This is a genomic window from Dokdonella sp. (genome assembly GCF_044227025.1).
In the GTDB taxonomy this organism is placed as follows: domain Bacteria; phylum Pseudomonadota; class Gammaproteobacteria; order Xanthomonadales; family Rhodanobacteraceae; genus Dokdonella_A.
Genome location: NZ_JBGAFX010000001.1, coordinates 823,823 through 849,463, shown reverse-complemented (window position 1 = coordinate 849,463; position 25,641 = coordinate 823,823). Strand labels below are relative to the sequence as shown.

The window sequence follows — 25,641 nt, the reverse complement described above, 5'->3', positions numbered from 1 at the left end:
CGCGGCGCCGGCGTCACTTCTGCGCGGCAGGCGGCGCATGATCGGCGTCCGGGGCAGCGGGCAGGTTGGCGAGGATCGCGCGCCCGAGCGCTGCGTAGTCGCCGTCGTAGTGATGTCCGCCCGGCAGCGCAACGGCGCGCACGCCCGCCGCCTGGGATGTCACGCAGAAGCTGTCGTCCTCGTCGACGCCATGCACGCACACCAGCGGCAGCTTGCCCTGCGCGACCTCCGGACCGAGCGGCAACGCGTCGTCGTGATGGGTCGAGCCGAACCAGTCGCCGACATGGATTTCGAACACCGCGGTGTCGTCCGGCGAAATCATCACGCCCCCCTGCACGCGCGCGCGTACCGCCTCCGGCAGCCGGTTCGCGATGACCGGCACCAGGCTCGCGCCGAACGAATAGCCGATCAGCACGAAGCGCGCGTCGGCATCCTGCCCGCCGTAGTGCGCGATCACGCGCGCGATCGCCGCAGCGGCGGCGTCCGGCGTCTGCTTGTGCCAGAAGAATTTCAGCGTGGAGAAACCGATCACGCGCACACCGTCACCGGTGAGCGCATCGGCGACGCCACGGTCGAGGCCGGCCCAACCGCCGTCACCGGTGATGATGATCGCGATGCGATGCGCGTTCGCCGGCTCCTCCGCGGCGGCGGTCGGCGCGATTTCGGTCAGCGGCAAATCGGCGACGTCGTCCGGCAGTGCCGCGACGGACGCGGCATCGCGTGCGCGCCAGCGCGCGTAGAGCGCGCCTGCATCCGCCTTCGCATCGCTCGACGCGTACGCCGGCAGCACGCTGCCGAGCAGGCGCCAGACGGTCGCGAGCGGCACGCCGAGTCCATCGATGCGCGCGCCCGGTGCGAACGGATGCGGCCGCCAGTCGAGCGGCAATTTCGCCACCTTGCCGACGCGGAAATCACCGGCCCCGGTCGCGATGGTCATCGCACCCGCATCGCCGGCGCAGAACGGTTTCGGAAGACGCAGCCCGGCATCCCAGCCAAGAGTAACCAGACCCTCGAAGGTGCCGGCCGGCGCCTGCGCACCGAGCGCGTAGGCGAACGTCGCGCCGGCACCGTCGCCGATCAGCAACGGCAGCGAATAGTCCGCGGCGCCTTCGTGGCGTTCGATCCAGTGCGCAGCCTCCTCCACATGCCCGGCGGGATAAGAGCACGCGTCCTTGATCGCCTCCATCCGCTTGAGGTACGCCGGCAGGTCGATGCCGACGACGAACGCGCCGCGCCGTGCGAGGGCCTCGCCGAGGCCCTGCTGGCGCGGCGTCCAGCCGTCGCGGTCGGAGAACAACAACACCGTGTGGCGCAATTCGCCGTCCGGACGGCTGAGGTGCAGCGGGCCGAACAGGCCGTACTCGACCGTGGCGGAGCGGGAGTCGGGAGACGAGAGCTGCGCGGGAGCGGCGCTCGCGAGGAGCGCCAGCAGCAGGTGCAGCAGGCTCATGCGCGCGCCGCCATGATCGCCTCGATCTCGTCGGCATCTTTCGGTGCATCGCCCGAGATCACCTCCGGCTCGCCGTCGGTGACGACGACATCGTCCTCGATGCGGATGCCGATGCCGCGGAATTTCGCCGGCACGCCCTTCAGATCGGGCGCGATGTACAGGCCCGGCTCGACCGTGACGACCATGCCGGGTTCGAGCACGCGGAATTCGCCGTCGATGCGGTAGTCGCCGGCATCGTGCACGTCGAGGCCGAGCCAGTGCCCGGTCTTGTGCATGTAGAACTTGCGATAGGTGTGCTCGCGCAGGTTCTTCTCGACGCTGCCCGCGAGCAGGCCGAGCTTGCACAGGCCGCGGGTCAGGGTGCGCACCGCGGCTTCGTGGTAGGCATCGAACGTGCGTCCGGCGCGCACCTCGTCGATCGCGGCGAGCTGCGCCGCCAGCACGAGCTCGTAGAGCACACGCTGCTCGGGCGACCAGCGGCCGTTGACCGGCCAGGTGCGCGTGATGTCGGATGCGTAGCACTGGTATTCGGCACCGGCATCGACCAGCAGCAGGTCACCATCGCGCAGCTCCGCGTTGTTCGCGCGGTAGTGCAGCACGCAGCCGTTCGCGCCACCGCCGACGATCGGTTCGTAGCTCGGCACCGCGCCGTGCTTGCGGAATGCGTGCAGCAACTCCGCCTCGATCTCGTGTTCGTTGAGGCCGGCGCGCGTCGCGCGCATCGCGCGACGATGCGCCTCGGCGGCAATCTGCGCCGACTTGCGCATCAAACGCAGCTCGGCGCGCGACTTGTACAGACGCAGGTCGTGCAACAGGTGCGGCAGCGCGACGAATTCGTGCGGCGGCTTCGCGCCATGGCGGATCTGCGCGCGCACGCGGTTGACCCAGCCGATCAGCTTGAGGTCGAACTCGGCGTCGCGGCCGAAGTGGTAGTAGACACGCGTGCGACCCTCGATCAGGCCGGGCAGGATGTCGTCGATGTCGTCGATCGGGAACGCATCATCCATGCCGTAAACGGCGACCGCGCCCTCGGTGCCGGCGCGCGGGCCGTCCCAGCGCTCGCGCTCGGCGTCGCGCTCGCGGCAGAACAGGATCGTCTCGCTCGGCGCGCGCCCCGGCACCAGCGCGAGCACGGCGTCGGCTTCCGGAAAGCCGCTGAGATAATGGAAATCGCTGTCCTGGCGATACGGATAGTGCGCATCGTTGTTGCGCACCCGCTCGGGTGCGGCGGGCACGATCACGATCGCGTCGGGACCCGCCATGCGCATGAGCTGCTTGCGCCGGCGCGCGTATTCCCTCGGTTCGATCATCGGCGACGGTGGTGGTGGATGTCGGGCGCTAGTGTAGCGCCTCACCCGCGATTCAATGCAGCAAACGCGCCGCCGCCTGTCGCGATTCGCCGGTCTCGCGATGCAGGCGCGCAACCGCGACGCGCACGAACTCGAGCACGTCGGCATAGGCCTGCTCGTCGCCTGCGCCGCCCTCGATCTCGAGGCGGGAGGTCGCGATCGCGCCGAAATCGGCGAGGATCTCGTTCGCGTCATCGGACAACGATGCGTGCAAGGTGCTGCCGACCAGGCCGAAGCCGCCGAGAAAGCCGCGACACCACTCCACCAACGCGTCCGCGCGCAACGCCAATGCCGCACCCGCATCCGGCAGCAGCGGCTCCACCTGCGCCGGGTCGTGGTTGAACTGGGCCAGCGCGGCCGCGCGCAGCGCGACAAGCGTGTCGTCGCGTGCCGCCTGCGCATCCGCCGGCGACAATTCGAGCCGATCGAGCCAGTCGTCCGCACCGGCGCGACCGCCCGCGCACAGGTAACCCGTCAGGGAGCCGTGCAGGTCACTTGCATGGACGCCGATGCGCAGGCCGGCGAGGGTGGTGGAGACGCGGCGATAGCTGGGCGACATCATGCACAAACGGGTCGAGGGGAGCAGCCGCAAGTCTAGCCGCTGTCGCGGCGGCAGATGGCAGATGGCATGGCGTACGCGCTTTGCCTACACTGCGACGGCCCCCCTCGCCCCGACTCGCCCGTGCCCGGACTCGCGTCGTCATCGGCCCGATCGATCCAGCCCCGCCGCTGGTACGCGGCATTCGCCGTCGCGGCGGCGCTGTTGTGCGCATCGGCTGCCCAGTCGCAATCGCAGTCCCAGGCACTGCGGCGCGACTTCTACTTCCGCACGATCGGCACCGAGCAGGGACTGGCGCAGAACACGGTGAGCGCGTTCCTGCAGGATCGCGACGGCTATCTGTGGATCGGCACCGACAGCGGCCTGCAGCAGTACGACGGCTACGACTTCACGACCTTCGCACATGCGAGCGACGATCCGGCGAGCCTGCCCGAAGGTCCGATCTCCTCGCTGGCGCAGGACGCCGACGGCAATCTCTGGATTGGCACGCTCGGCTCCGGGCTGGTGCGCCATCGGCCGCACGATGAAGGTTTCGAGCACATCGGCACGTTTACCAATATCCACACCTTGCGCGTCGATCCGCGCAGCGGACTGTGGGTGGGTTGCGACAGCGGCATCCTGCTGCTCGATCCGCGCAGCGGCGCGGTCCTGCAACAATGGCCGCTCGGCGCCGCGGGCGAACGCACGGTGCAGCTGCGACAGTTCGATGTCGAATCCGAACACGAGGTATGGGCCGCCAGCTCGTCCGGCCTGCTGCGCCTCAGCCGTGGCGCCGCCGCGCCGGTGCGCGTCGCGGCCACTCAGATCGCCGACGCGCGCGCCCTGTTGACAGGCTTCGACGGGCGCCTGCGCGTGGCGACCAGCGACGGCCTCTACGTCGTCGACGAGAACGGCTCGGCGCGGCGCATCTGGCCCGACAGCGGCGACCAGCCCGTCACCGCGATGGTCGAGGATCCGCGCGGCCGGCTCTGGCTCGGCGTGCAGGGTGTCGGGTTGGCGCTGTTCGATCCGCGCAGCGGCGAGACGCAATGGTTGCGGCCCGACGCCGGCGTGCCCGGCAGCCTGCCGGATGCGATCATCACGAGCTTGCAGTTCGATCGTTCCGGCCTGCTCTGGCTCGGCACCCACGAACGCGGCATCAGCAAGGTCGATCCCGCCGGCACCGCGTTCCGCTACGTCGCCGACCGCGACCCGTCGCGCCGGCCGACCGCCGCGAACTACATCCGCGCGGTGTTCGAGGATGGCAGCGGCGACCTCTGGGTCGGCACGCCGGAAGGAATCAAGCGCTACCGGCAACACGACAACCGCTTCGACTATTTCGATGACCTCGTCCTGCATGGCATCAAGGGTGAGCAGAGCGCGCGTGACCTCACCGTCTACGGTTTCGCGCAGGCCGATTCGGGTCGACTGTGGATCGGCAGCGACCGCGGTGCGGCGCTGTTCGATCCGGTACGGCGCACGCTGGAGTTCCTGCCGGTGGATCCGCGCGGAACGCACGGACTGATCGATGGGAACATCCGCGCCCTGCTCGTCGCCGACGATGGCGCGGTGTGGTTCGGCTCCACCCGCGCCGGCGTCGCGCGCTTCGATCCGCGCGACGGCAGCTGGACCCACTACCGGCGCGACGCCGGCGACGGCGCGATCGACGGACTCAGCGACAATCGCGTGCTTACCCTGTATCAGGATCGCGAGCATCGCATCTGGGCCGGCAACATCAACGGCCTCAACCTGATCGATCCGGTGCAGCGAAGCGTGCGCGTGTTTCGCAGCGATCCGCAGGACGCGCACTCGCTGTCGGCGACGCTCGTGCGTTCGATCCACCAGAGCACGGACGGACACCTGTGGTTCGGCACCCAGTCGGGCCTCAGCCGGCTCGATTCGCTCGACGAGAGCGGCGCGCGTTTCTCGCGCTGGTCGGTGCGCGACGGGCTGCCCGGTGCGACCGTCTATGCAATCCGCGGCGACCGCATGGGGCGCCTGTGGCTGAGCACGAACCACGGCATCGCGTCGTTCGATCCGACCAATGCATCGTTCCGTGGCTTCGCGCTCGCCGATGGGCTGCAGGGCATGGAATTCAATGGCGGCGTGGCGACGACCCTCGCCAGCGGCGAGATCGTGTTCGGCGGGATCAACGGCCTGAACCTGTTCCTGCCGCAGGCGATCGTGAGCAGCCGCTACGCGGCGCCGGTGGTACTGACCTCGGCACGCGTCGGCGCACATGGATTGCCGGCGCAACGCAATGGCGATGCGCTGGTGATGGCGGCGGCCGATCGACTGATCCGCTTCGAATTCGCCGCGCTCGATTTCGGCACGCCGGAACACAATCGCTTCGCCTACCAGCTGGAAGGGTTCGACGAGCACTGGATCGAGGCCGGCACGCGCCACGATGCGACCTACACCAACCTCGATGCCGGCCGCTACGTGTTCAAGGTGCGCGCAAGCAATCGCGACGGCTACTGGAGCGAGCAGATCGCACAGACCGAACTGAACGTCACGCCGGTCTGGTGGGACAGTTTCGCCGCGCGCAGCGTGTACGTGCTCGGCGGCAGCGGATTGCTGTTCGTGCTGTGGCGCGGCCAGCGCCGCCGCCGCAACGAGGAGCGCTCGCACCACCTCGACCTGCGCGAACGCGAGGATCGCCTGCGTCTCGCGCTGTGGGGTTCGGGCGACGATTTCTGGGACTGGGACATGCCGAACGACCGCATCGTGCTGACCGGATCGGGCGACCTGTTCCGCGGCATTTCGCGCAGGCCGACCGAACTGAATCAGGACTGGTTCCGCGCGCAGGCGCATCCCGACGACCTGCCCGCGGTCGAGCGCCGCCTCGAGCAGCACATCGCGCGCATCACCGACACGTTCGAGTCCGAACACCGTTTGCGCAACAAGTCGGGCGAATGGGTGTGGTCGCTCATCCGCGGCAAGATCGTCGAGCGCGACGCCGACGGACAGCCGCTGCGCATGTGCGGCACAGCGCGCGACGTCACCGCAGAACGCGCGGCCGAGCACGAGCGGCGCGTCGCGCACGAGGTGATCCGCAGCATGGGTGAAGCGGTCGCGGTTACCGACCTCGAATTCCGCTTCATGACGATCAACCCTGCCTTCACCCGCATCACGGGCTGGCGCATCGAGGAAATCTCCGGGCGTTCCGCCGCGATCCTCAACTGCGCGCGCCATCCGGTCGAGCAGTACCTCGAACTGCGCGAGGCGCTCGGCCGCGATGGCCACTGGCGCGGCGAGCTGTGGCAACGGCGCAAGAGCGGCGAGGAGTTCCTCAGCTGGATCGAGGTTTCGGAAATCTGCGACGCGAACGGCAAGCGCACCCATTTCGTCAGCGTCATTTCCGACATCACCGACCGCAAGCGCGCCGAGCAGGAACTGCGCTACCTCGCCAACTACGACGCACTCACCGGCCTGCCGAACCGTACCCTGCTGAGCGAACGCATTGCGCATGCGATCGCGCGCGCGCGCCGCAACGCGCGCAAGGTGGCGGTGCTGTTCCTCGACCTCGACCGCTTCAAGCACGTGAACGATTCGATGGGCCACGCGGCCGGCGACAGCATGCTGAAGGCGGCCGGCGCGCGCCTGCGCCAGGTCGTGCGCGAGGGCGACTCGGTCGCGCGCGTCGGCGGCGACGAATTCACGGTGGTGATCGAGGACATCGGCAGCGGCGCGGAAGCCGAGCATGTCGCGGCGAAGATCATCGCCGCTTTCGAGCAGCCGCTCGAACTCGACAACGGCCAGGAAGTGGTGATCTCGCCCTCGATCGGCATCAGCCTGCACCCCGACCACGGCCAGGCGGCGAGCGACCTGCTCAAGTACGCCGACACCGCGATGTACCAGGCAAAAGACCACGGGCGCAAGACGTGGATGGTCTACACCGAGGCGATGGACGCGGCGGCGCGCCTGCGCGCGACGATGGTCGCGGCACTGCGCAAGGCGCTCGAACGCAACGAACTGAGCCTGCACTACCAGCCGAAGCTGTCCCTGCTCGACGACCGCATCACCGGCGTTGAGGCCCTGCTGCGCTGGCGCAGCGGCGATCTCGGCGACATCTCCCCGGGCGTGTTCATCCCGATCGCGGAAGAAACCGGGATGATCATCGAAATCGGCGACTGGGTGGTCGCGCGTGCCTGTGCCCAGCTCGCCCAATGGCGCGACGCCGGACTGCACGACATCACCATGTCGATCAACGTGTCGGTCGCGCAACTGCTGCGCGGCGACCTGATCCGGCGCCTGTGCGACGTGCTCGCCGAACACGACATCGCGCCGAACCAGCTCGAGCTCGAACTGACCGAAAGCATGGTCATGGCGAACGCGGAGCAGTCGATCACCACCTTGCGCCGGCTCAAGGCGATCGGCGTGAATCTCGCGATTGACGACTTCGGCACCGGCTACTCCTCGCTCGCGCACCTCAAGCGCCTGCCGATCGACGCGCTCAAGATCGACAAGGAATTCGTCGGCGACATCACCACCGATCCGGACGACGAGGCAATCACCGCGACCGTGATCGCGATGGCGCACTCGCTCGGCCTGAACGTCATCGCCGAAGGCGTCGAGCGCATCGAGCAGGTCGACTACCTGCGCGAACAGGACTGCGACGAGGTGCAGGGTCACTGGCTGGCGCACCCGTTGCCGCCCGACCAGTGTCTGGCCTTCCTGCGCGAGCGCGCCACGCGGCGGCGCAGCACGCCCGCGGAACAGGGCTGAAGCCGGTCGCACCGCTGCTTTTCGCAAGGGCGGGATGCCGGCACGGCCGAACCGGCGCTAACCAAGCCCGGCGCGCTGTTCCCGCTGCCCGATTCCGGTATATTCGCTCGCATGTCCGCGCTTGAACAAAGTCTCCTCGCGATCAGCGAACGGGTCGACCGCCTGCTCGACCTGTGCCGTTCGCTGCAGGACGAGAATCGAAGCCTGCGCACCAGCCAGGAGCAGCTCGCCAACGAACGCGCGCAGCTGCTGGCGCGCAACGAGCAGGCGCGCTCGCGCGTGGAGGCGATGATCATGCGGCTCAAATCGCTGGAGCAGAACCAGGTATGAGTGGTCCCGGCGAACCCGTCACCGTCCATATCCTCGAACGCGAGTTCCACGTCGCCTGCACGCCGGAAGAACGCCCGGGCGTGATCGCGGCCGCGCGTTACCTCGATGACAAGATGCGCGAGATGCGCAATTCCGCGCGCACCGCGGGCCTCGATCGCATCGCAATCCTCGCCGCACTGAACATCTGCCACGAGCTGCTCGACGAGCGCCAGCGCGGATCGGGCGAATCGCGCGAGTTGGCAGAGAAACTGCAAGCGATCAATCTGAAGCTTGAACGCGCGTTCCCAGCGTCATTACAATAGAGCCAGGTATCCTCTGCAGTGCCCGGCAGCGCACTCTTACATATTGCCTTGTTCCTATAGACGACCCCGGGACGGCGACACGACAACCGGTGTGCAGGTCCGCCTTCGAGCGGAAAGCCTTAGGTTTCGCGAGCCATCCCACCTGATCCCCGGGATCAAGGTCGTTCGATGTGCACCGGCACAGGTGGAGGATGCCTACTCTTTTGCGATCGTCCCTGATCGCGGGGGCGATGGACGAATCGTGCGCGCATGCGTGCGGCGACCATCGACTCCAAGGCGGCCATCCCCGGCCGCGCTGTTCGGTGCGTCGATGAAGCGCACCGGGCCAAATCCCGCCCGGTGATGGAATGAGCGAACCTACGCGAGGTGCAGAGGCGCGCAGCGCGTTGCGCAAGGCGTTGCGCGCGCAGCGCGCAGCCGTTCCGCCGGCGCAACGGATTGCGGCGGCGCAAGCGCTCGTCGCGCAACTCGAACAGGTGCCCGAGTTCATGACCGACCGGCGCATCGGCGGCTACTGGGCGGTCGACGGCGAGCTGCCGTTGATGGCCCTGATGGGCGGGCTGCGCGCACGCGAGCAGCAATACTGCCTGCCCATCGTCGAGGTCGATCGACGGCTGCGCTTCGCACCGTGGACGCCGGGCGATACGATCGCGACGAACCGCTATGGCATCCCGGAACCTGTTTGCGCAGCGGCCGACCGGCTCGAACCGGGCGCGCTCGATGTCGTGCTCGTGCCCCTGCTCGGCTTCGATCGCGGAGGCCACCGGCTCGGCTTCGGCGGCGGCTACTACGATCGCAGCTTCGCGTTCCTGCGCGACCGCCGCGGCGTCGGCAAGCCGGTGCTGGTCGGCGTCGCCTACGCCCTGCAGGAGGTCGATGCGCTCGACGTGCAGCCATGGGACGTGCGTCTGGACTACGTGGCGACCGAGCGCGAGCTGATCGACCTGACCCCGCCGCCGTAACCTAGCGCGCGATGCGCTGGTAAAGTCCACGCCGATTCCCGCCGACGAGAAGCCGCGATGCGCTACTGGCTGATGAAGACCGAGCCCGATGTGTTCTCGATCGACGACCTGGCGCGCGTGAAGATCGAGCCGTGGACCGGCGTGCGCAACTACCAGGCGCGCAATTTCATGCGCGACGGCATGGGCACGGGCGACGGCGTGCTGTTCTACCACTCCAGCTGCGAAGTGCCGGGTGTTGCCGGCATCGCCGAAGTGGCGAGCGCGGCCTATCCCGATCCGACCCAGTTCGAGCGCAAGAGCGAGTACTACGACGAGAAGAGCACGCGCGAGGAACCGCGCTGGATGCTGGTCGACGTGGCGTTCAAGCGCAAGCTCAAGCGCACGATCACGCTGGCCGAACTCAAGGAGCAAACCAGACTCGACGGCTTCGCCCTGCTGCAACGAGGCAATCGCCTGTCGGTACTGCCGGTGACGAAGGCGCAGTGGGACTGCATCCTCGCGCTCGAATGATACGCCCACCGAACGCGTACCCTACGCGCCTCGAACCCCGAAGCGGAACCTCTGCATGAACCAGGATGAGCAAAAACGCATTGCCGGACGCGCCGCGATGCGGTATGTCGAGAACGGCATGGTGGTAGGCGTTGGCACCGGCTCGACCGTTGCGCATTTCATCGACGCACTGGCCGAGCGCCGCAACGACATCGAGGGTGCGGTCGCCAGTTCCGAGCAGTCCGCGCGCCTGCTGAAGGAGCGCGGCATCCTGCTGCTCGACCTCAATGCGACCGGCGACATTCCGCTGTACGTCGATGGCGCCGACGAATGCGACGGCCAGCGCTGCCTGATCAAGGGCGGCGGCGCCGCGCTCACGCGCGAGAAGATCATCGCTGCCGCCGCGCGCAAGTTCATATGCATCATCGATCCGGCCAAACGCGTCGACGTGCTCGGCCGTTTCCCGTTGCCGGTGGAAGTCATCCCGATGGCGCGCAGCTACGTCGCGCGCGAGATCGTCAAACGCGGCGGCCAACCGGTCTGGCGCGACGGCGTGACCACCGACAACGGCAACTGGATCCTCGATGTGCACAACCTGCGCATCAGCGCGCCGGTCGAACTCGAGCGCGAGCTGAACCAGATCGCGGGAGTCGTCACTGTCGGCCTGTTCGCCCAGAGGCCGGCCGACATCGTGCTGATTGGCGCCGAGGAGATGCGCTGATCCGGTCTGCGGTGGCCGCTCCGCGCACGCTTGACCGTTACAGGAATGGATGCACGCAACCGCAACCGGGGAACACCATGCTCGAATCTGCCGGATCCCTTCGCCCGCTGCGCCGCCAAGCTGTAGCCGGAGCAGTCGCGGCGGCGCTCGCTTGCTCGATCGCTGCGCCGGCAGCGGCAGCGACCGGCGCGGGCACCGACTGGATCCGCATCCGCACCGATGCCGCGCGGCGCATCTTCACGAGCATGCCGATCGCGCGGCGGCCCGCAGCAGCGACCGCCCCGACCGCAACGCTGGCTGTACGCAACTGCGATGACGATGGCGAGGGCAGCCTGCGCGCGACCGTTGCGGTGGCCGGCGAGGGTGACACGATCGACTTCACCGGACTCGCCTGCTCGACCATCACGCTGACCACGGGCGCGGTCGAAATCGATCTCGACAGCCTCGTCTTCCAGGGCCCGGGCCGCGCAGCGCTCACGCTGGATGGCAACGCGCTCGACCGGATCTTCATCCATCCGCACGGCGGAACACTCAGCCTGCGCGGGATGACGGTTCGCAATGGCCGCGATCGCGCCACCGGCTTCCACGTTGCCGGCGGCGGTTGCCTCGCGTCGGCCGGCTACGTCGAGCTCGTCGATACCACGATGCACAACTGCTACGCCGGCGGCGAAGGCGCCTACGGCGGCGCTTTGTACGCCTACTCGCTCACGCTCTCCAACAGCACGTTGTCCGGCAACGTCGCCAACGGTGTCCACGAGGACGCAAGCACAGCGGCTTTCGGCGGCGCCGCGTTCGTGTATCGCGTGCAACTGGTCGACAGCACGGTCAGCGGCAACCGTGCCGAACATCACGCGCGCCCCGGACGCTCCAGCTACGACATCGGCGGCGCCATCGTCGCCGTCGTGGGCGGCAGCGTCAGTGGCTCGACCGTCGACTCGAACCTGAGCCAGGGCCGCGCCGGCGGCATCGCCGTGTTCAACCCGTTGGACGTGTCGAACAGCACGATCTCCGGCAACACCGCCGAAAGCGACATTGCCGGCGGCCTGTTCCTGCGCTGGCCATCGACCCTGCGTCTGCACAACAGCACGGTCACGGCAAACGTCTCGGCGCTGGATGGGGGCGGCGTCTGGCTCAATGCGCCCGGCAGCGACTTCAGGAGCAGCATCGTCAGCGGCAATTCGAGCGACATCGGCAATCGCGACAACCGCTACGGTTCGCCAATCGCAATCTCCGTCGATGGCGGCAACAACCTCATCGGCACGACGAGCCCGATGGTGACCCTGCCGACGGACAGTCTCGCGGACGACCCACGGCTCGGCCCACTCGTTTACAACGGCGGACCGACCCGCACGCACGCGCTGCTCCACGACAGCCCGGCGATCGACGCCGGCAGCAATGACGATGACCTCGCATTCGACCAGCGCGGCCCCGCGTTCGAACGCGTCCGCGGCAGCGCCGCGGACATCGGGGCGTTCGAGGCCGAACCGGTTGTGACCGCGGCGGCTGCGCCGATACCGGCGGTGTCGTCATGGGCGCTGGCGACGCTGGCCATCCTGATTGGCGCACTCGCCATGCTTCGAAAACCCTGGCGCAGCACCTTCCCGTAGCCAGACCTGCCCGGCTTCATCGGACCCCGCCTGCGCCCGCGGCATGGGCACAATCAACCAGCCCCATTGTCTGCGATACACGTTGCGGGTCTCACGCCCGTTCCATTGGCACGGTCCGGCGCACCTGATCGGCCAGTCGCACGATCGGCGTATCACCTTCGATCTCGCGACGGTCGTAGCGCGTGTCGGCGTACGCGACCATGCTTTCGAAATTCGGATTGCCGGCAAGCCATGCGAGCACGATTCGCCCCTCGGCGGTCGCAAAATCGACGCCGTCGATCTGTGTGCGATCCGCGTTGAGGATGCGGTCGAGCTCGTTCAGCTCGCCGCAGCGCTCGATCTGTGCCGGCAGCTTGCGGCCGACGAACTTGATGAAGGCCTCGATGTGCCGGACCGAGCTGATGGCGAACCCGCCGTGGTTCTCGAGGTTCGACAGCCGCAGTGTCCACGTCGCCAGTGACATGCTGTCCGGAATCTCGCTCGCGAGCAGTCGCTCGACGACGTGATGGCGCACGGTGACGAGCACGTCGCACGCATAGGCCGGCTCCTCGTCGTAGCCGACGCCGCAGACCGTCAGCGTCGTATCGCCTCGGGTCCTGACGAAATCGTCGCCATGGGGATCCGCGCGCATCTCGAAACCGAGCGGTACGAGGATCGGCTCCAGCGCCCGGCCGAGCGTCGCCGTCAACTCACCGCGCGTGTTCGGCCACTCGAAAGACATCGGCGTGTTTCCCGCCACGATTCCGGGTTTTTCCATGCGTGCTGCTCCGCTCGTCCAATGCGGGCAGAGCCGCTTGGGAAGCGTAACGCATCCCGCACCGCCTCACCCCGCCGCGACCGCCTTGCGCATGCGCGCATTCTCCTCGTTGTCGCCCGGTCTGCGGGACAGGAGTAGACGATCTTGTCGAACACCGGCTCGAACCGTAGCACCCGAACACGGCATTCGGGCCGTCCATGGCCGTCAAACAAAAAACGCCCGCTGGGCGGGGGGCTTCTTGTTTTGGCTGGGGGACTAGGATCGTCCGTCACCCTCAGCCACACCGCATTCCTAAGCCCTTGATGCGTAACGGGTCAGCCGGCGAAGTGTCCAAGGGAGTGACCAAGGCGGCGGAGGGTAGCACGCGGGCGTTTTTGAGAGTCAACTCCCGTGCACGGGCAACCTCAGATTCGCATCGTCGCCCCTCGAACGGTCAGCAAAGAGGTTGACTACGTTTCCCGAGTTCACCTCCTCTGGTGCCAACAGGAGGCCGTTCAATAGCGGAGGCTGGACCCGCATCTGTCTCGCTATGGCCGCCGTGGGCACGCCCAAGCTTTCCCTCATCAGCGTCAAGCTATCGCTGACCACTTCGGGTTCCTCGTGAGGAATGCTCGCATCCTCGGTTTCGTGTACAGCTTCGCCATGGCGATTGAGGCCGATGTAGCCGGCGCGCGCATGGTCTTCCGAAAAAACACCTAGCTGACGCCCTCGATAGATGATGGCCGCCTTGGAAACCTTCCAGCGCATCTTCAATGCCGACAGCCCTGGCCAGTTGAGGCGCGCTCCCCTTAGCGCCATCCGGCACTCGCCCATGAATACATGCCTAGGCATAAGCAGTGCGCTGGCAAATCGATTGGCTTGAGTCTCGGTCAGCCGGTCACCGGTCAGCACGCCGATGTGTAGCGCTAGATGGCCCAGCTCGTGCGCGATGCCGAAACGCTTGCGGCAGGCCGACTTGCCTTCGTCATTGAGCGCAATCAGCGGTCGTCGCGTTGCGAATGAGATGGCGTCGATCTCAGGCGCGAGACCGCGGACCCGCATCACGATGGCGCCGGCGTTCTCAGCGATACGGAGCATGTTGCTCAGAGGACCAACGCCAAGACCGTATTTGGCTCTGAAGTTTTCAGCCGCCTTCTCAATGCCTTCGGCGCTGTCGGGTTCCGCCTCATCGATGCCGTATTTCGGAAGCTCGACGTACTCATCGACGACTTCCACGAAGTTCTTCAGAACTTCACCCCGAGCTCGGGCAACCTGACGCAAGGCAACCTTGGTTGTCAGATGACTTCGAAAATGGCACTGCTCATCGGTGATGGGGTTCGGCTCGACGTGATGGAAAAACTCAGGAAGGACAGAAAGCTCACCCGCCAAGGTCTGCTCAAGCGACGAAGAGACAGGCTCTGAGCCCGTTTCAACGCGACTGAGAAACTGCTTAGAGACACCTGTCCGCTCACCCAGCTCTGCTAGGGACAGACCATGGAAGAGGCGGGCGAGGCGCAAACTCGCCCCGACGAAGGCCGCCATCACTGCGGCTCTGACAGGTCGTCATTCGCAGCAGCCGGCTTCTCGCCGCTGCCATCGCTGGGCTGCTTGGGACCGAGTTTCGCCTTCTCCACATCAACCGACGCGGGCTGTTCCGCGGCGATAGACGTAAACGCACGAACCGAGTCAGATACCCAGCGGCATACGCGCTCGCCAGCGGCGGAAAAACCATCCACCGCAACGTAAGGCTCTGCCATGTCGCCGACAACGCGGTCAACTACAAAGCAGTGACGTACGGGCTCCCCCGGACGGGCAAACAGCGCGAACGAAGTCTGGCGCGGATTGACCCCAACCACCGCGTCCTTCGAGGGATTATCGGGATCGTCGTTGCTGAAGCGGCACGGCACGCCGTCGATGGTGAATACCAAGGCATTTCCCGGATCGACGACATCCAACCAAGGGTACTTACCGGATCGCCACTCGGCGAGAATACGGCTGCGCTGCCGCCCGAAAGCAGTCGTGCCTCGGGTCCACGAGTTGTCCGTCCAGCGCGTAAGGTCATCCACGGTTGCGAGGAGCTCCTCAAGCAGCCAGCTTGCGATAAGCCGCAGGCGATCCGGAGACAACTGAGGGTGAAAATCCGACGGCGGCGGAAGGATGGACATTGTGCGAAATCCTCGGTTCGTCAACGAATTTTGGTGCATTGAACGCGTGTTCGTCAACCTTGTCCTTCGCGCGCCATCCGACCAACCGGTGAGCGGCTAGAGCAACAATACTGATGCACTTCGCATCACTTTGTTGAACTATGCCGCAAGGTCGCGGTACCTTCCGCTTCCATCTGGGAGGCGCAGAATATGGTTGCAAAAGCTCGGAAGTTCCAACACCGGGTAACCATCAGTCTCACGCAGCGAGACCACGACCGCCTAGATTTACTTGCCCGGCAAGACGACGTATCGATTTCCCAGGTTGTGCGGAGCGCCGTCCGCGACTTTCTGGACCGTCAGGTCCAGCGCGAGCTCACGTTGAACTCGGCCGTGCCCATTCGAGCTGCGGCGAAGAACTCATGAGCAACGCCCCCTCTCATCCGGCTATCAAGAACGATCTCGAAGTCGTCGCCGACCAGCGGAAAGCTCGGGGAGCTTTCTTCACGCCCCCGGAGATCTCGCGCTTCATGGCGGCATGGGCGCTGCGTACTCCGCGCGATCGCGTGCTGGAACCGTCTTGCGGGGAAGCTGCGTTTCTGGTCCCGGCGGCCAGCCGACTGCGGGAGTTGGGAGCCCCCCAAGAAGCACTCGTCGAACAACTCCACGGACAGGACATCCACGCCGAATCGCTGGAGGAAGCGCGCCAGATTTTGAGCAGTTATGGGCACGGCGCCTCGCTGGAGGTCGGTGACTTCTTCACTCGCCATCCAGAACGCACCTACGACGCGGTCATTGGCAATCCGCCGTACGTCCGCTACCAAAACTTTGCCGGGGTTTCCCGCAGCGCTTCGCTGGAAGCTGCCCTGCGTCAAGGTGTGAGGTTGAATCGGTTGGCCAGCTCCTGGGCTGCCTTCACGGTTCATGCTTCCGCTTTTCTCAAGCCTGAGGGTCGACTTGCCCTTGTGCTGCCGGCCGAGCTTCTGGCGGTCAAATACGCCGCTCAGATTCGACGCTTTCTGCTGAGCCGCTTTCGCACCGTCCGCCTTGTGCTGTTCGAAAACTTGGTTTTTCCGGGTGTGTTGGAAGAGGTCGTGCTCCTTCTGGCCGAAGGATCGGGTGGCGCGCAGCATTTTGAGCTCTATCAGGCTCGGGACGCAGCTGATTTGCAAAACGTCGATGCTGGAAACTGGGTCGAGTTCAGACCCCGCGGTGACGACAAATGGACGGGCGCGCTGCTTACTACGGACGCCTTCGGTCTCTACGACCAAGCTGTAGCCAGCCACGACTTCGAGGTGATGCTGGACTGGGGTGAGACCTATCTCGGCGCGGTCACGGGCAACAATGACTTCTTCACGCTTACCAGGGCGCAGGCCAAGAAACTCAGGCTGCCTCAAAACGAGTTGGTGCGGATTTCTCCGCCGGGCTCAAGGCATCTGCGGGGTTTGACCTTTTCCGAGCATGGATGGGAGGTCTTGGCGAAGAAGGGTGAGCAGTGCTACCTGTTTGCTCCGGGCAATGAACCTTCAAGGGCCGCGCAGCGCTATATCTCCGCGGGAGAGGAGCAAGGCGTCCATTCGGCCTACAAGTGCCAAGTTAGAACGCCTTGGTGGCGCGTGCCGTTGGTGGCACGGCCTGATCTGCTTTTTGCGTACATGAGTCACGATAGGCCGCGGCTCGTTCGCAACGGCGCAGGCGTGCATCTGCTCAACTCTCTTTACGGTGTTCGCCTTCATGCCGTGCGGCAAGCGCTCGGCCAGGAGCTGCTGGCGATTGCTTCGTTGAACAGCCTGACCCTCCTTGGCGCTGAAATGGTCGGGCGCGCTTACGGTGGTGGGATGTTGAAGCACGAACCAACCGAGGTTGACCGCCTGCCACTTCCTTCGTTGGCGGTGCTCAATGCCGTCAGCGAAAGGCTTCGGCTGATCCAGCCGCAAATCGGCGGCATGCTCCGTCGCGACGACATCGGTCCGGTCATCCACGCAGTCGATCGCGTCGTTCTCCAAGACCACCTCGGCTGGAGCCGCTCGCAGTTGGACGCCATTCGCGCGGCTCGCGCAACCCTGCATGGCCGCAGGATGACAAGGGCGCGAGGGCCTCATGGCAAGGATTGATGACCTGCTCGCCGAGGGGCTGAAGATGCTCCCGCCGAAGCCGGCCGATAGCGCGAGCCAAAAGGACAAGAAGCGATACAGCGAACTAGTTTCAGCACGGGTGGCCTTGGCGGTCGCCCACGAGCTCCGAAACAGGGGCCTGAAGGAGGCGCGCCCTGCCGGAGAGGGCGATCTGGGCGACTCCGGTGCCGAGCGCCGGATGGCAGGCGGTCTTGGCGCAAAAAAGGTCGACGTGACTTGGGCCACCGAGGAGTCGGGGCTTTTGTGCGCAGTTTCGGTGAAGACCATAAACTTTCGGGACCGCAAGACCCAGAACTTCCAAAAGAACCTCATCAACCGCCGCGGCGATATGCTGATGGAAGCCGTGACGCTCCATCGCCGCTTTCCCTACGCCGTGTTGGCCGGATTCTTCTTCCTCGACAAAGACGCCGCGTCCGACGACACCGCAAAAAGGCGGTCGACGTTCGTGAACGCACATGCGCGCCTTCAGCTCTTCACCGGCCGAAACGACCCGGCCGGACGCGAGGAGCAGTTCGAATTGTTCTATCTGATACTCCTTAACGCCTCACCCTCCGCTGTAAATCTCCGCGCATTCGCCGTCGGCGATTCGGTCAACGAAGTCGCGATGAGCGACGTCCTCGACCGGATGCTCAAGCTGGTCGCTCAGCGCAACCCTGACTTTTACGAGTTTCTCGATGGGAGAATGGTTCGCGCCTCGTAGGGCCCGCCTTGGCACTTTGTTCAAGTAGTTCGCAACCCACCCGGTTAGCAACGCATCTTTATGATGCCCGCGCACCGGGAATAGCGCATTTGCTGGCGTCTTCGGCTAAAGCATGAGAGTTGGTCGACGGAATATGGCGGCAGCTTGCTGTTAAAAGCGCTGTGATCAAAAACGTGTTCCACGCTGCTCATGACCGATCAAAGGCACCTATTCCTCGATGAATCCGGCAACACCGGCGTTAGTTTGCTGGACGCCGATCAACCTGTTTTTTCGTTGGCGAGCACAACGATCGCAAGAGACATTGCTGCTGCCCTCATTGCTCCATTGCTGACCCAAGGGCAGGCCGAAGCGAAGTACAGCCGTCTAAAGAACTCCGCGCGAGGCCGTCTCGCACTTACCGCGCTCTTTTCTTCGCCCGAACTCGACAACACGACCACGACATTCACTGTCGTGGACAAGCGGTTCTATCTCATTGCGCAGATGGTGGATAAGCTCATCGAGCCCGTGCTGCATGAAGGGGGCATCGATCTGTATTCACGGGACGCTGCCGTGGGGATGAGCAACGTTTGGTACTACGCCGGCAACTACATTTTCCCGTCAGGCGCATGGGACAAACTGCTCGGTTCGCTTCTGGCTGCTATTCGAAGGCGGACGCCCGATGCATTCCGTAGCTTCGATCAGGTCCTCGCTGATGCCGCCAAACGAGCCGATAGGAAATATTCCGACTTTCTGACGTTCTTAATGGCCGCACGCGGCCGACTGAACGAATTCCTAGGGGTCTATACAGAGGTCGAGACATTCGATCCTGCTGTCGATTCATTTGTTTTGCTCGTTCAAGACGCCATGCGCCGGACGTCAGGATCGTTCCCCGTCACCCACGACCGATCCAAGCCTTTGGCGCATACCGAGCCGTTCCTTCGCGCGCTGATGAAACCAGACGTCACGGCGCGCAAAGTGGGATACGGCGAGCGCAAGATGGAGCTTCCCTTGCGCATCTCCGAACTGTCGTTCGCAGATTCCAGGGATCACCCACAGCTTCAGATTGCCGACTTGCTGGCCGGTGCCGCTATCGACTGCCTCCTATCGTGGTCAGGACGGCGGCCCATGTCGGAATACCATGCGACGCTCCAGGAGACCCGCTTGGCCTCTCTTTTCATTGGCGGCCTCCTTCCTGACCCTGAAATCAAGGCAGCGCCGGAGCCCGATCTGGGAGACATCAGCATCGTCGACGGCCAAGCGCAGTTCCTGAAGGACTCGGGATTCTTCGATCGCTTCAGACGGGAGACGTAAATCCTCTAGTAACCATGAGCGTCCGTCGGCCGCCATGCTGTTGCGGCCGCCCTCACGCAAAGATCTGCGTCCATTTGGGAGTTAAAACGTCGTGGACGAGCGTATCGCAAGGCTGAAGACACCTCACGATGCCCGCCGCTTCGCGGAGAATGCGCGGCGGCTGGGCCACCCCGAGCTGGAGGTCCAAGCACTTCAGCGCATGCGCGAGCTGCGGGCCATTGAGGAGGGCTTCACCAGCCCCGCCGAGCAGGCCATCGCCATCGCGCTCTATGCCTACGAAGAGGAGCAGAGCCGAGTCAAGGGGCGCACTTCACCCGCCCACCGAACACGTCAAATGTTCAAGAGGCATGGGGTGTTGGCTGCCGCTGAACGCATGGTGCTCAGTCGTCGGCCGTCGACAGGATTCGAGGTGCTCGAAGATGCAGGACTTCAAGAGCTAAGTTTTGAAGCCATCGTCGTTCGCTTTCCCGATGAGTTCTCGGCGGACGCCGTCGCTGCCGCGCATGCACGGCTCGAAGGCCGTCCCCCTCCACCCCGGTCGGCTTCACCCGCTTCGGTCCTTGGACCTTCCCCAGAGGGTCAACCGACCACCGAACCATCGCGTATCGAACTCACGCCCGAAGCCATGAACTTCTTCTCTGGCTTTCGTGCGCCGGATGCGTGGTTTCAGGACAAATGGATGCCTCGCTACCGGGCGACGATTCAAGCCATCGCGGACGCCCTGTCTGCTGGTCGTCCGGAGGACGTGTTCGATGTGCTGTGGAAGACGGTCGACAACGCCATCAGCCACGCGGGGCAAGGCGTCTTGAAGTTCGACCTCGTCGACGAAATGCGGCCCGAGCTCCTTCAAGTGATTCGCGACATCGCAGCTGACCCAACACCCGGCAACTTCGAACGCATCGTGGAACGGTTCGAGGGCTGGAAAGCCCAAGGACGGGTCAGCATGGTTCCACGCTTGCTCATTGCGCGCGCGTTCGCGGGGATTCACCCGCAGCACTACCACACGACTGTGGATGCGCCCAGCCAAGAGGGTGTTCTCCAGTGGTTTGTCGAGAACACCGGCTTTGTCCTGCCGCGATTTCGTGGCTGGGCAGACCGCGCGCAGGCATTGGTCGGCCACATGGAACGCGCAGGCGTCCATGAGGATGCGTTGGCGCGCAACCTATTCCCCTGGTTCGTCATCGAGCAGATGAGATCGCGTTCCGCATCCAACGACATCCCCCCGGGGCACACGCCCCGCGCGGCCGAGGCGTTCGTGGACTTACCACCGCAACGCCGTGCCATCGTCCTCCGGCACAACGCGGTTCAGACCGCCCTGTACGACACGCTGGTTGAAACGTTCGGCCGCGATAACGTCTGGACCGAATACCCGACGGGCACAGGCGGCTATGCCGACGCCATTGCGCGCCGGCCCGACGGGCGCCGTGAACTCTACGAGATCAAGATTGCCGCCACCGCGGGTGAAGTGGTTCGCCAGGCTATGGGACAACTGTTGGAGTACGGCTTCCGCGTCGGCGGCCTGGAGCCGGCGAAGCTCATCGTTGTGGGCGAGCCGGATTTGGATGCTCACACGTCCGACTTCCTCGCGCGCCTGCGTTCCGAGTTCAAGATGGAGATCGACTATCTGCGTGTTGCCGCCGCGGAACCCCCTTGGTCGCCTCCGACGGGCGAAGTGAGCGCCGGATAAGCTCCCGATTGAACATAAGCGCTTAGGCTGCGCCGCGATCAATCGCATTGGCGAAGCCCGCTCTAAAACCCGGAAAGAACAGTGGCGTCACCCGCACATAGCACCAGTCTGGCCGACGAAATCTACAGGACGTCCGCGGGAAAATCCTCAGGGCAGCATGCGCGGCGCTGAGACGCGCATACACCTCACTCTTGTGGCTTCTTCTCCTCGATGTATTTCCTAATGCGCTTCAGCTCAGTGGTTCGGGCTTCGGAGCGCAGAGGCACATCGGTATCAATGTTCGCGAGGAGCGCTCGCAGCGCGTCCGCGTTGTCGGCTTCGACGAAGATGCTGGTTTGACTGGTTCTCATGAAGGCTCCAAGAGCTTAAGAGAACGTCGCCACGAAGTCGCCATCAATGCGGCACGAGCGTCGTCCCGAACTGCTGTATGGCGTGCCACACGTAAAGCCCACCCAACAGCGCCGCGGCCACGGTTACCCCCTTGAAGAAGACTGCCTGCTTCACGCGCGGGCTCCACGCGTTGCAGACCTCACACCGCGTATCGCGGGCGCACAGGAACGTTCCGCACGACGGGCAAACGACCGAACGGCGACGGGGCATGTTTTAACTCCTTTCCTGGTAAGGTTGTTGTTCGGTGTTTTGTGCGGCTCTGACTCATGGGGCCCCGCCAAAGAAGCGCTTGACCTTGCCTTTGGTCCGCAGCGCCCAACGCCGTCCCCGCTCCCACCACGAGCGGCTCGCCTGGTCGACGGCAACGTGGCGCGCCACCTGCTTGCGCATGACCGCTTCTACTTGACGCACCGACATCGCCGGCCACCAGTCCACTTCACCGCCGGTGATGAAGTAGTGAGAGCGGCACGGCGCGTCGGCGACGAGGATGGAGGGCGTGATGGAAGGCACGTTGCCATCAACTGAAATGCGGTGACCGTCGGGAACCAGAAGAGTGATGCGGTGACCACAGCCGCAGGCGCACAGAAGTGCCGCGAGCTCGAACTCGGCGTTGTGGTACACGACGCCCGGACTCAAGGGCTTGGGCATGCGTTCGACTGCTTGGTACGCATACCTCATTGCGGGGGACCCCCAGCGCTGACCTCGAACGACGCGGTTTCGAAGATGTAGCCAGCGGCCTCGTCGACGCGTTCGTACAGGCCGAAGTGCTGCTTGAAGCGCACGACGGCCCAGGCCGCATTCAACGCGTTGAGCTCGATGATTTGAGCCTGCTTGCGGTACTCATGATCCTTGGCGTTGTCGGTCTGGAGAAACATTGTGCCCTCGGTCCGCTCGTAGGCGGCGCGATCGACGCCGGTGACGCGAACGCGACCGTTGAGGGTGCTTCCGTAGGAACGCACAAGTCCCATGCCGCAGTCGACGTACGGGATGCCCGCGTTGCTCAACCAGTCAAGGAGGACGCCTCGCGCGGGCCCGTCGTCGACTGCGACGAACACGAAGTCGAAGCCGCGCAGTTGCTCGATATTGTCGGCCGTAACGCGCTCAGCGACCGCCGTGATGCCGGCGTGCCACCCGTCGTAGACCTGAGCCAACACCTCGACTTTCGGCTTGCCGATGACCTTCTTGCCGAGGAAGCCGGGGATGCGGAACAGCGTGTGGACGTGGACCTTGTCGCCGTCGAACAACGTGATGTTTTCGAGGTGCGTGCGCGCGATGAAGTCGAGGATGCACGAGCCGGTACCGCCAAGACCGACGATGGCAACCTTCTTGCCGCGCAAACGGTTGGCGATGTCGTTGATGCCGTAGTTCGCAGACATGGTGTCTGGCCAACGAAGGGGTGAGCCTTGTTCCTCCGCACGCCGCTCGATTCCGCGCAGCGGAGTCGCATCGGGGTGCGCCGCCATGGCAGGGCCCACGATGACGTGGAGGTACGTCAGCATTTTTTCTTCGAAGGACGCGTAGTCGCGCGGTGGGGCGTCGCCGTCACGCAGCTTCAAGGAAAAGGACGTGTTCGCCGTGAGGCCTTCGACGATGAGGCGCGGGTTGTCCGCATACCCCACGCCCAGGTCACTGCGATCCCGTCCGAACGGACGACTGCCCACCCACCAGCATTGATGGGTGTCCGAACCGTTGATGACGCCGTCGGCATCGAAGTTAACAGGGCTGAAGAGATCGCCGTGCTGGAGGCCGCCGGCCTCGTCGAGGTACGGCAACCCGTACAGCGCAAAATGCGCGCCGACGATGCCGGTGTCGTAGCCCAGCTCTTCGAGATCCTGGACGAACCGCTTAGGACTCGCCGGTGCCGGAAACACGGAAGCGCATTCCATCTTTGACCTTGACCTCTTCTCCAGGGGCGAGGGTTCCGCTCGGGTTTTCCGACGGACCGTGCGAATACTTGATGACGTACTGCTTGGACGGAGGCTGACCCTCGCCCAGGTAAAGGTCGACCACGCGCTCGTAGGTGATGGCGTGCGTCTCGATCTCGTGCTTGTCTTCGTTGACAAAAATCTCGTACTTTTTCTTTTCGGTGCTCATGGGGCTTCTTCTCCTTTGGTGTCGCGATGAACGACCACGGCTGTCTCACGTCACGAGACACGACCGCGGCGTTTCAACCCGCTTCCTTATGAATGCGGTGCTCAGCGAAAACTCGGACATCTGGAACGGCCAGCTCCAACCTCCTGGGAGGATTCGTCATGCCGAGCACGCCGCGTTGGGAGGCCGTCACGGGCCGCCACATCAGGGTTCGCCGCAAATCCTCGGAGCAGGTCATCCTTGGGGGACAGGTGCTGTCCGACTTGGACCTGTGGCGTCTGGCGGGTGCGGTGGATGAGACGGTTGTGGACGTGGAGCCGCCTCGCCCGATGGGCGGCGGCATGACGCATTGGATGCTCGACGGCAGCAACGTCGGCCCTTCTGGCCGGTTGCGCAGCGGCGCGCTGGCACTCGCACGGGATGGCGTCTTCAGCTCGCCCAGCCGGCGCCGCCTGGATGTGTCGGACGACCCGAACGTCGGGCCCGTCCTTCGCAACCGGGGCTACTACCTGAGCGAGCCCCTCCAAGGTCAAGGCATCGCCTGGGCGGCGCTGTGCCTGCAAGTTGAAGCAGCGCATCGGCTGGGTATCGCCCGCATCGACGTCCACGTTGAAGCCGACACCGAGGTCGACTTGACGAAACGGGTTGGCCGCTTACAGTGGCTCAGGATGGGTTTCGACGGTCCCGTTCCCGCAGAGATTCTCCGAAGCCTCACCGCCACGATGAGGGCTCGGTTGCGCCTCCCCGAGCACGCCTTGCTGTCGCAGCTCTTGGTAACCCCTGAAGGACGAGACCTTTGGATTCGAAGCCCCCTGGAATGCGTCCTCACGCTCGACCTGGTGAATCCCACGCCAGCCGGTCGAGCGTTGTTGGCGAGTGCGCGGTCGAAGGGAACGTGCGTGCGAACGCGGTAGTCACGCCTCGTCCTCGTGTTTTCGAGTCGCGCGGCGCCACCGAGTCAACGGCTCTTCCGCCCCGGCCAACCGCTGTCCACCCCGGCGCACCTCGCAAGCCCGACCTGGCTGCGCCGATTTCGGTTTCGGAGCACAGCCGTGTCCTGGAGCACGTGGACGTTCCGGAGCACATCGACGTCCCCGAACAGACCGTGTGGACAGAGGTTGGGGCGTACTTCAACCTCCCCATTCGCTGGGATTTGCTCACACGGGTTTCCCCGGAAGAAGCCGAGCGCTTTGCCAACGACATGGACGACCTGGAGCAGCGCCGCCGTTCGCTCCACGCGCAGATGGTCATGCGCAGCGACCGGTTCCTTCGGCTGATACGCGAGTCCGCAGCAGTCACCCCGAAAGAGACATGAGGCGAGATTGGAACGGGTGTGGCATCGACCTCCCCTTCTCGCCGAGACTCAACCTTTGGATTGGGCGTAGACGATGAGTTGCCAACGGATGCGGCCGAGGCCGGCGGCGTGCTGGTGGTGGTTCTGCGGCGGCAACGTGTGACCTTTAGCGATGCCAATCTCGTCGCCACACGCAACGCACCGGTAGATGCCGGCGTGCGCAGCCGCCGCACCCGGTTCGTTCTGCTCGTCGAAAGCGGCGTGCGTGCTCGTGCGCAGGTGTTCGCCGTACTTGTACAGGGCCATCGAGGCTCCTTCTGTTTGTGTTGAAAAAAGGGCTGCCGAAGCAGCCCCATCGTTTACCCCTTCGGCGGATACGGGTCGTGTCCGTGGCTGTCTTTCGTTTGAATGCGCCTATCGCGTCCGTGGACGACGAGTTCCGTGCCCTGGTTTTGGGCGATCGCGCGCCCGGCTGCTGTGGCTTCGGCCTTGGTGTCGAAGACGCCGCTGGCGCGCTCGGCACCTTCGCCGCGAACCGCCCACCCGTCCGCGTGTGGCACCACGTGTTGGTTGCGCTTGCCGTTCATCGGTATCCTTTTCGGGCGGCAGGAAGGGGCCGCTCCCTAGGTATGCGGCGCGCCGGAAAAACTCGGACAGCCAGAAGAGATGTCCGAGTTTTCACGGAGCACCGCATCAAGTGG

At 64.9% G+C, this 25,641-nt stretch carries 27 protein-coding genes and 1 other RNA gene; 15 read left to right on the top strand and 13 right to left on the bottom strand.

All coding sequences use genetic code 11. The features are described 5' to 3' along the window. Positions 1 to 13: 13 nt before the first annotated feature. Genes ACILRJ_RS03765 through ACILRJ_RS03755 form a run of 3 tightly spaced genes read right to left on the bottom strand, consistent with a single transcriptional unit; the run spans position 14 to position 3,361 of the window. Positions 14 to 1,450, bottom strand: a complete 1,437-nt coding sequence (locus ACILRJ_RS03765) for an AcvB/VirJ family lysyl-phosphatidylglycerol hydrolase (protein WP_395680526.1) — start codon at positions 1,448 to 1,450, stop codon at positions 14 to 16. Further along, positions 1,447 to 2,760, bottom strand: coding sequence for an aminopeptidase P N-terminal domain-containing protein (locus ACILRJ_RS03760; RefSeq protein ID WP_395680524.1), 1,314 nt, complete (start codon positions 2,758 to 2,760; stop codon positions 1,447 to 1,449). The genes ACILRJ_RS03765 and ACILRJ_RS03760 overlap by 4 nt, the downstream gene beginning before the upstream one ends. A gap of 52 nt (positions 2,761 to 2,812) precedes the next feature. Beyond that, positions 2,813 to 3,361, bottom strand: a complete 549-nt coding sequence (locus tag ACILRJ_RS03755) for a UPF0149 family protein (protein WP_395680522.1) — start codon at positions 3,359 to 3,361, stop codon at positions 2,813 to 2,815. A 120-nt stretch (positions 3,362 to 3,481) separates the two neighbouring features. On the opposite strand from ACILRJ_RS03755, the gene ACILRJ_RS03750 reads away from it, so the two are divergent. The 8 genes from ACILRJ_RS03750 (at position 3,482) to ACILRJ_RS03715 (ending at position 12,476) form a co-directional block, all read left to right on the top strand. Further along, entirely contained in the window at positions 3,482 to 8,065 is a 4,584-nt protein-coding gene (locus ACILRJ_RS03750; RefSeq protein ID WP_395680520.1) for an EAL domain-containing protein, read from the top strand. A 111-nt stretch (positions 8,066 to 8,176) separates the two neighbouring features. Further along, positions 8,177 to 8,395 carry a TIGR02449 family protein gene (locus ACILRJ_RS03745; RefSeq protein ID WP_395680518.1) on the top strand — a complete coding sequence of 73 codons (219 nt, stop codon included), beginning with the start codon at positions 8,177 to 8,179 and terminating at the stop codon, positions 8,393 to 8,395. Further along, positions 8,392 to 8,697 carry a cell division protein ZapA gene (locus ACILRJ_RS03740; protein WP_395680515.1) on the top strand — a complete coding sequence of 102 codons (306 nt, stop codon included), beginning with the start codon at positions 8,392 to 8,394 and terminating at the stop codon, positions 8,695 to 8,697. Before ACILRJ_RS03745 ends, ACILRJ_RS03740 begins: the two co-directional genes overlap by 4 nt. A 7-nt stretch (positions 8,698 to 8,704) precedes the next feature. Then, a non-coding RNA gene (gene ssrS / locus ACILRJ_RS03735) (6S RNA) lies at positions 8,705 to 8,892 on the top strand. Between the two features lie 152 nt (positions 8,893 to 9,044). Next, positions 9,045 to 9,659, top strand: a complete 615-nt coding sequence (locus ACILRJ_RS03730; RefSeq protein ID WP_395680513.1) for a 5-formyltetrahydrofolate cyclo-ligase — start codon at positions 9,045 to 9,047, stop codon at positions 9,657 to 9,659. A gap of 57 nt (positions 9,660 to 9,716) precedes the next feature. Continuing rightward, on the top strand, positions 9,717 to 10,169 hold the full coding sequence (locus ACILRJ_RS03725; protein ID WP_395680511.1) for an EVE domain-containing protein: 453 nt from the start codon (positions 9,717 to 9,719) through the stop codon (positions 10,167 to 10,169). Positions 10,170 to 10,224: 55 nt separating this feature from the next. Then, complete coding sequence (rpiA, locus tag ACILRJ_RS03720; RefSeq protein ID WP_395680509.1) at positions 10,225 to 10,869, top strand: ribose-5-phosphate isomerase RpiA; 645 nt, start codon at positions 10,225 to 10,227, stop codon at positions 10,867 to 10,869. A gap of 77 nt (positions 10,870 to 10,946) precedes the next feature. After that, positions 10,947 to 12,476 carry a choice-of-anchor Q domain-containing protein gene (locus ACILRJ_RS03715; RefSeq protein WP_395680507.1) on the top strand — a complete coding sequence of 510 codons (1,530 nt, stop codon included), beginning with the start codon at positions 10,947 to 10,949 and terminating at the stop codon, positions 12,474 to 12,476. Between the two features lie 91 nt (positions 12,477 to 12,567). Here the strand turns inward: ACILRJ_RS03715 and ACILRJ_RS03710 are convergent, their stop codons facing one another. The 3 genes from ACILRJ_RS03710 to ACILRJ_RS03700 form a co-directional block, all read right to left on the bottom strand. Then, positions 12,568 to 13,233: a hypothetical protein gene (locus ACILRJ_RS03710; RefSeq protein ID WP_395680505.1), complete on the bottom strand. Its 666-nt coding sequence runs from the start codon at positions 13,231 to 13,233 to the stop codon at positions 12,568 to 12,570. A 381-nt stretch (positions 13,234 to 13,614) separates the two neighbouring features. Further along, the gene (locus tag ACILRJ_RS03705) at positions 13,615 to 14,754 is read right to left on the bottom strand and encodes a helix-turn-helix domain-containing protein (RefSeq protein WP_395680502.1); all 1,140 of its coding nucleotides are present in this window, start codon (positions 14,752 to 14,754) and stop codon (positions 13,615 to 13,617) included. After that, complete coding sequence (locus ACILRJ_RS03700; protein WP_395680500.1) at positions 14,754 to 15,377, bottom strand: hypothetical protein; 624 nt, start codon at positions 15,375 to 15,377, stop codon at positions 14,754 to 14,756. The genes ACILRJ_RS03705 and ACILRJ_RS03700 overlap by 1 nt, the downstream gene beginning before the upstream one ends. A gap of 189 nt (positions 15,378 to 15,566) precedes the next feature. Between ACILRJ_RS03700 and ACILRJ_RS03695 the strand changes: the two genes are divergently transcribed. The 5 genes from ACILRJ_RS03695 to ACILRJ_RS03675 all read left to right on the top strand — a co-directional run bounded on the left by ACILRJ_RS03695 (position 15,567) and on the right by ACILRJ_RS03675 (position 21,165). Beyond that, on the top strand, positions 15,567 to 15,779 hold the full coding sequence (locus tag ACILRJ_RS03695; protein ID WP_395680498.1) for a ribbon-helix-helix protein, CopG family: 213 nt from the start codon (positions 15,567 to 15,569) through the stop codon (positions 15,777 to 15,779). Continuing rightward, positions 15,776 to 17,467: a class I SAM-dependent DNA methyltransferase gene (locus tag ACILRJ_RS03690; protein WP_395680496.1), complete on the top strand. Its 1,692-nt coding sequence runs from the start codon at positions 15,776 to 15,778 to the stop codon at positions 17,465 to 17,467. Before ACILRJ_RS03695 ends, ACILRJ_RS03690 begins: the two co-directional genes overlap by 4 nt. Further along, positions 17,454 to 18,188, top strand: coding sequence for a hypothetical protein (locus ACILRJ_RS03685; protein ID WP_395680494.1), 735 nt, complete (start codon positions 17,454 to 17,456; stop codon positions 18,186 to 18,188). Before ACILRJ_RS03690 ends, ACILRJ_RS03685 begins: the two co-directional genes overlap by 14 nt. Positions 18,189 to 18,377: 189 nt before the next feature. Next, positions 18,378 to 19,478, top strand: a complete 1,101-nt coding sequence (locus ACILRJ_RS03680) for a DUF3800 domain-containing protein (protein ID WP_395680492.1) — start codon at positions 18,378 to 18,380, stop codon at positions 19,476 to 19,478. Positions 19,479 to 19,569: 91 nt separating this feature from the next. Then, positions 19,570 to 21,165: a hypothetical protein gene (locus ACILRJ_RS03675; protein ID WP_395680490.1), complete on the top strand. Its 1,596-nt coding sequence runs from the start codon at positions 19,570 to 19,572 to the stop codon at positions 21,163 to 21,165. Between the two features lie 185 nt (positions 21,166 to 21,350). Here the strand turns inward: ACILRJ_RS03675 and ACILRJ_RS03670 are convergent, their stop codons facing one another. The 5 genes from ACILRJ_RS03670 to ACILRJ_RS03650 are packed head-to-tail and all read right to left on the bottom strand — an operon-like array spanning position 21,351 to position 23,649. Further along, entirely contained in the window at positions 21,351 to 21,515 is a 165-nt protein-coding gene (locus ACILRJ_RS03670) for a hypothetical protein (RefSeq protein ID WP_395680488.1), read from the bottom strand. 43 nt (positions 21,516 to 21,558) lie between these two features. Then, positions 21,559 to 21,765, bottom strand: coding sequence for a hypothetical protein (locus ACILRJ_RS03665; protein ID WP_395680486.1), 207 nt, complete (start codon positions 21,763 to 21,765; stop codon positions 21,559 to 21,561). Positions 21,766 to 21,819: 54 nt separating this feature from the next. Further along, a complete protein-coding gene (locus tag ACILRJ_RS03660; RefSeq protein ID WP_395680484.1) occupies positions 21,820 to 22,203 on the bottom strand; it encodes a DUF6527 family protein in 384 nt (127 codons plus the stop codon). Positions 22,204 to 22,229: 26 nt separating this feature from the next. Beyond that, positions 22,230 to 23,426, bottom strand: a complete 1,197-nt coding sequence (locus ACILRJ_RS03655) for a ThiF family adenylyltransferase (protein WP_395680482.1) — start codon at positions 23,424 to 23,426, stop codon at positions 22,230 to 22,232. Further along, on the bottom strand, positions 23,401 to 23,649 hold the full coding sequence (locus ACILRJ_RS03650; RefSeq protein WP_395680480.1) for a multiubiquitin domain-containing protein: 249 nt from the start codon (positions 23,647 to 23,649) through the stop codon (positions 23,401 to 23,403). Before ACILRJ_RS03650 ends, ACILRJ_RS03655 begins: the two co-directional genes overlap by 26 nt. Before the next feature lie 158 nt (positions 23,650 to 23,807). Between ACILRJ_RS03650 and ACILRJ_RS03645 the strand changes: the two genes are divergently transcribed. Both ACILRJ_RS03645 and ACILRJ_RS03640 read left to right on the top strand, forming a co-directional pair. Then, positions 23,808 to 24,560, top strand: coding sequence for a hypothetical protein (locus ACILRJ_RS03645; RefSeq protein ID WP_395680478.1), 753 nt, complete (start codon positions 23,808 to 23,810; stop codon positions 24,558 to 24,560). Between the two features lie 152 nt (positions 24,561 to 24,712). Then, entirely contained in the window at positions 24,713 to 24,961 is a 249-nt protein-coding gene (locus tag ACILRJ_RS03640) for a hypothetical protein (RefSeq protein ID WP_395680476.1), read from the top strand. A gap of 48 nt (positions 24,962 to 25,009) precedes the next feature. Here the strand turns inward: ACILRJ_RS03640 and ACILRJ_RS03635 are convergent, their stop codons facing one another. Continuing rightward, positions 25,010 to 25,246, bottom strand: a complete 237-nt coding sequence (locus ACILRJ_RS03635; RefSeq protein ID WP_395680474.1) for a hypothetical protein — start codon at positions 25,244 to 25,246, stop codon at positions 25,010 to 25,012. 53 nt (positions 25,247 to 25,299) lie between these two features. Then, on the bottom strand, positions 25,300 to 25,527 hold the full coding sequence (locus tag ACILRJ_RS03630) for a DUF2188 domain-containing protein (protein WP_395680472.1): 228 nt from the start codon (positions 25,525 to 25,527) through the stop codon (positions 25,300 to 25,302). Positions 25,528 to 25,641 lie beyond the last annotated feature (114 nt).

Excerpts from the sequence above, each read along its gene's own strand:
- ACILRJ_RS03740 (WP_395680515.1), top strand. The coding sequence starts at position 8,392 with ATGAGTGGTCCCGGCGAACCCGTCACCGTCCATATCCTCGAACGCGAG.
- ACILRJ_RS03765 (WP_395680526.1), bottom strand. The coding sequence starts at position 1,450 with ATGAGCCTGCTGCACCTGCTGCTGGCGCTCCTCGCGAGCGCCGCTCCC.
- ACILRJ_RS03755 (WP_395680522.1), bottom strand. The coding sequence starts at position 3,361 with ATGATGTCGCCCAGCTATCGCCGCGTCTCCACCACCCTCGCCGGCCTG.
- ACILRJ_RS03760 (WP_395680524.1), bottom strand. The coding sequence starts at position 2,760 with ATGATCGAACCGAGGGAATACGCGCGCCGGCGCAAGCAGCTCATGCGC.
- ACILRJ_RS03690 (WP_395680496.1), top strand. The coding sequence starts at position 15,776 with ATGAGCAACGCCCCCTCTCATCCGGCTATCAAGAACGATCTCGAAGTC.
- ACILRJ_RS03725 (WP_395680511.1), top strand. The coding sequence starts at position 9,717 with ATGCGCTACTGGCTGATGAAGACCGAGCCCGATGTGTTCTCGATCGAC.
- ACILRJ_RS03695 (WP_395680498.1), top strand. The coding sequence starts at position 15,567 with ATGGTTGCAAAAGCTCGGAAGTTCCAACACCGGGTAACCATCAGTCTC.
- ACILRJ_RS03635 (WP_395680474.1), bottom strand. The coding sequence starts at position 25,246 with ATGGCCCTGTACAAGTACGGCGAACACCTGCGCACGAGCACGCACGCC.
- ACILRJ_RS03645 (WP_395680478.1), top strand. The coding sequence starts at position 23,808 with ATGCCGAGCACGCCGCGTTGGGAGGCCGTCACGGGCCGCCACATCAGG.
- ACILRJ_RS03685 (WP_395680494.1), top strand. The coding sequence starts at position 17,454 with ATGGCAAGGATTGATGACCTGCTCGCCGAGGGGCTGAAGATGCTCCCG.
- ACILRJ_RS03700 (WP_395680500.1), bottom strand. The coding sequence starts at position 15,377 with ATGTCCATCCTTCCGCCGCCGTCGGATTTTCACCCTCAGTTGTCTCCG.
- ACILRJ_RS03710 (WP_395680505.1), bottom strand. The coding sequence starts at position 13,233 with ATGGAAAAACCCGGAATCGTGGCGGGAAACACGCCGATGTCTTTCGAG.
- ACILRJ_RS03705 (WP_395680502.1), bottom strand. The coding sequence starts at position 14,754 with ATGGCGGCCTTCGTCGGGGCGAGTTTGCGCCTCGCCCGCCTCTTCCAT.
- ACILRJ_RS03660 (WP_395680484.1), bottom strand. The coding sequence starts at position 22,203 with ATGCCCAAGCCCTTGAGTCCGGGCGTCGTGTACCACAACGCCGAGTTC.
- ACILRJ_RS03665 (WP_395680486.1), bottom strand. The coding sequence starts at position 21,765 with ATGCCCCGTCGCCGTTCGGTCGTTTGCCCGTCGTGCGGAACGTTCCTG.
- ACILRJ_RS03680 (WP_395680492.1), top strand. The coding sequence starts at position 18,378 with ATGACCGATCAAAGGCACCTATTCCTCGATGAATCCGGCAACACCGGC.
- rpiA (WP_395680509.1), top strand. The coding sequence starts at position 10,225 with ATGAACCAGGATGAGCAAAAACGCATTGCCGGACGCGCCGCGATGCGG.
- ACILRJ_RS03670 (WP_395680488.1), bottom strand. The coding sequence starts at position 21,515 with ATGAGAACCAGTCAAACCAGCATCTTCGTCGAAGCCGACAACGCGGAC.
- ACILRJ_RS03715 (WP_395680507.1), top strand. The coding sequence starts at position 10,947 with ATGCTCGAATCTGCCGGATCCCTTCGCCCGCTGCGCCGCCAAGCTGTA.
- ACILRJ_RS03650 (WP_395680480.1), bottom strand. The coding sequence starts at position 23,649 with ATGAGCACCGAAAAGAAAAAGTACGAGATTTTTGTCAACGAAGACAAG.
- ACILRJ_RS03745 (WP_395680518.1), top strand. The coding sequence starts at position 8,177 with ATGTCCGCGCTTGAACAAAGTCTCCTCGCGATCAGCGAACGGGTCGAC.
- ACILRJ_RS03730 (WP_395680513.1), top strand. The coding sequence starts at position 9,045 with ATGAGCGAACCTACGCGAGGTGCAGAGGCGCGCAGCGCGTTGCGCAAG.
- ACILRJ_RS03630 (WP_395680472.1), bottom strand. The coding sequence starts at position 25,527 with ATGAACGGCAAGCGCAACCAACACGTGGTGCCACACGCGGACGGGTGG.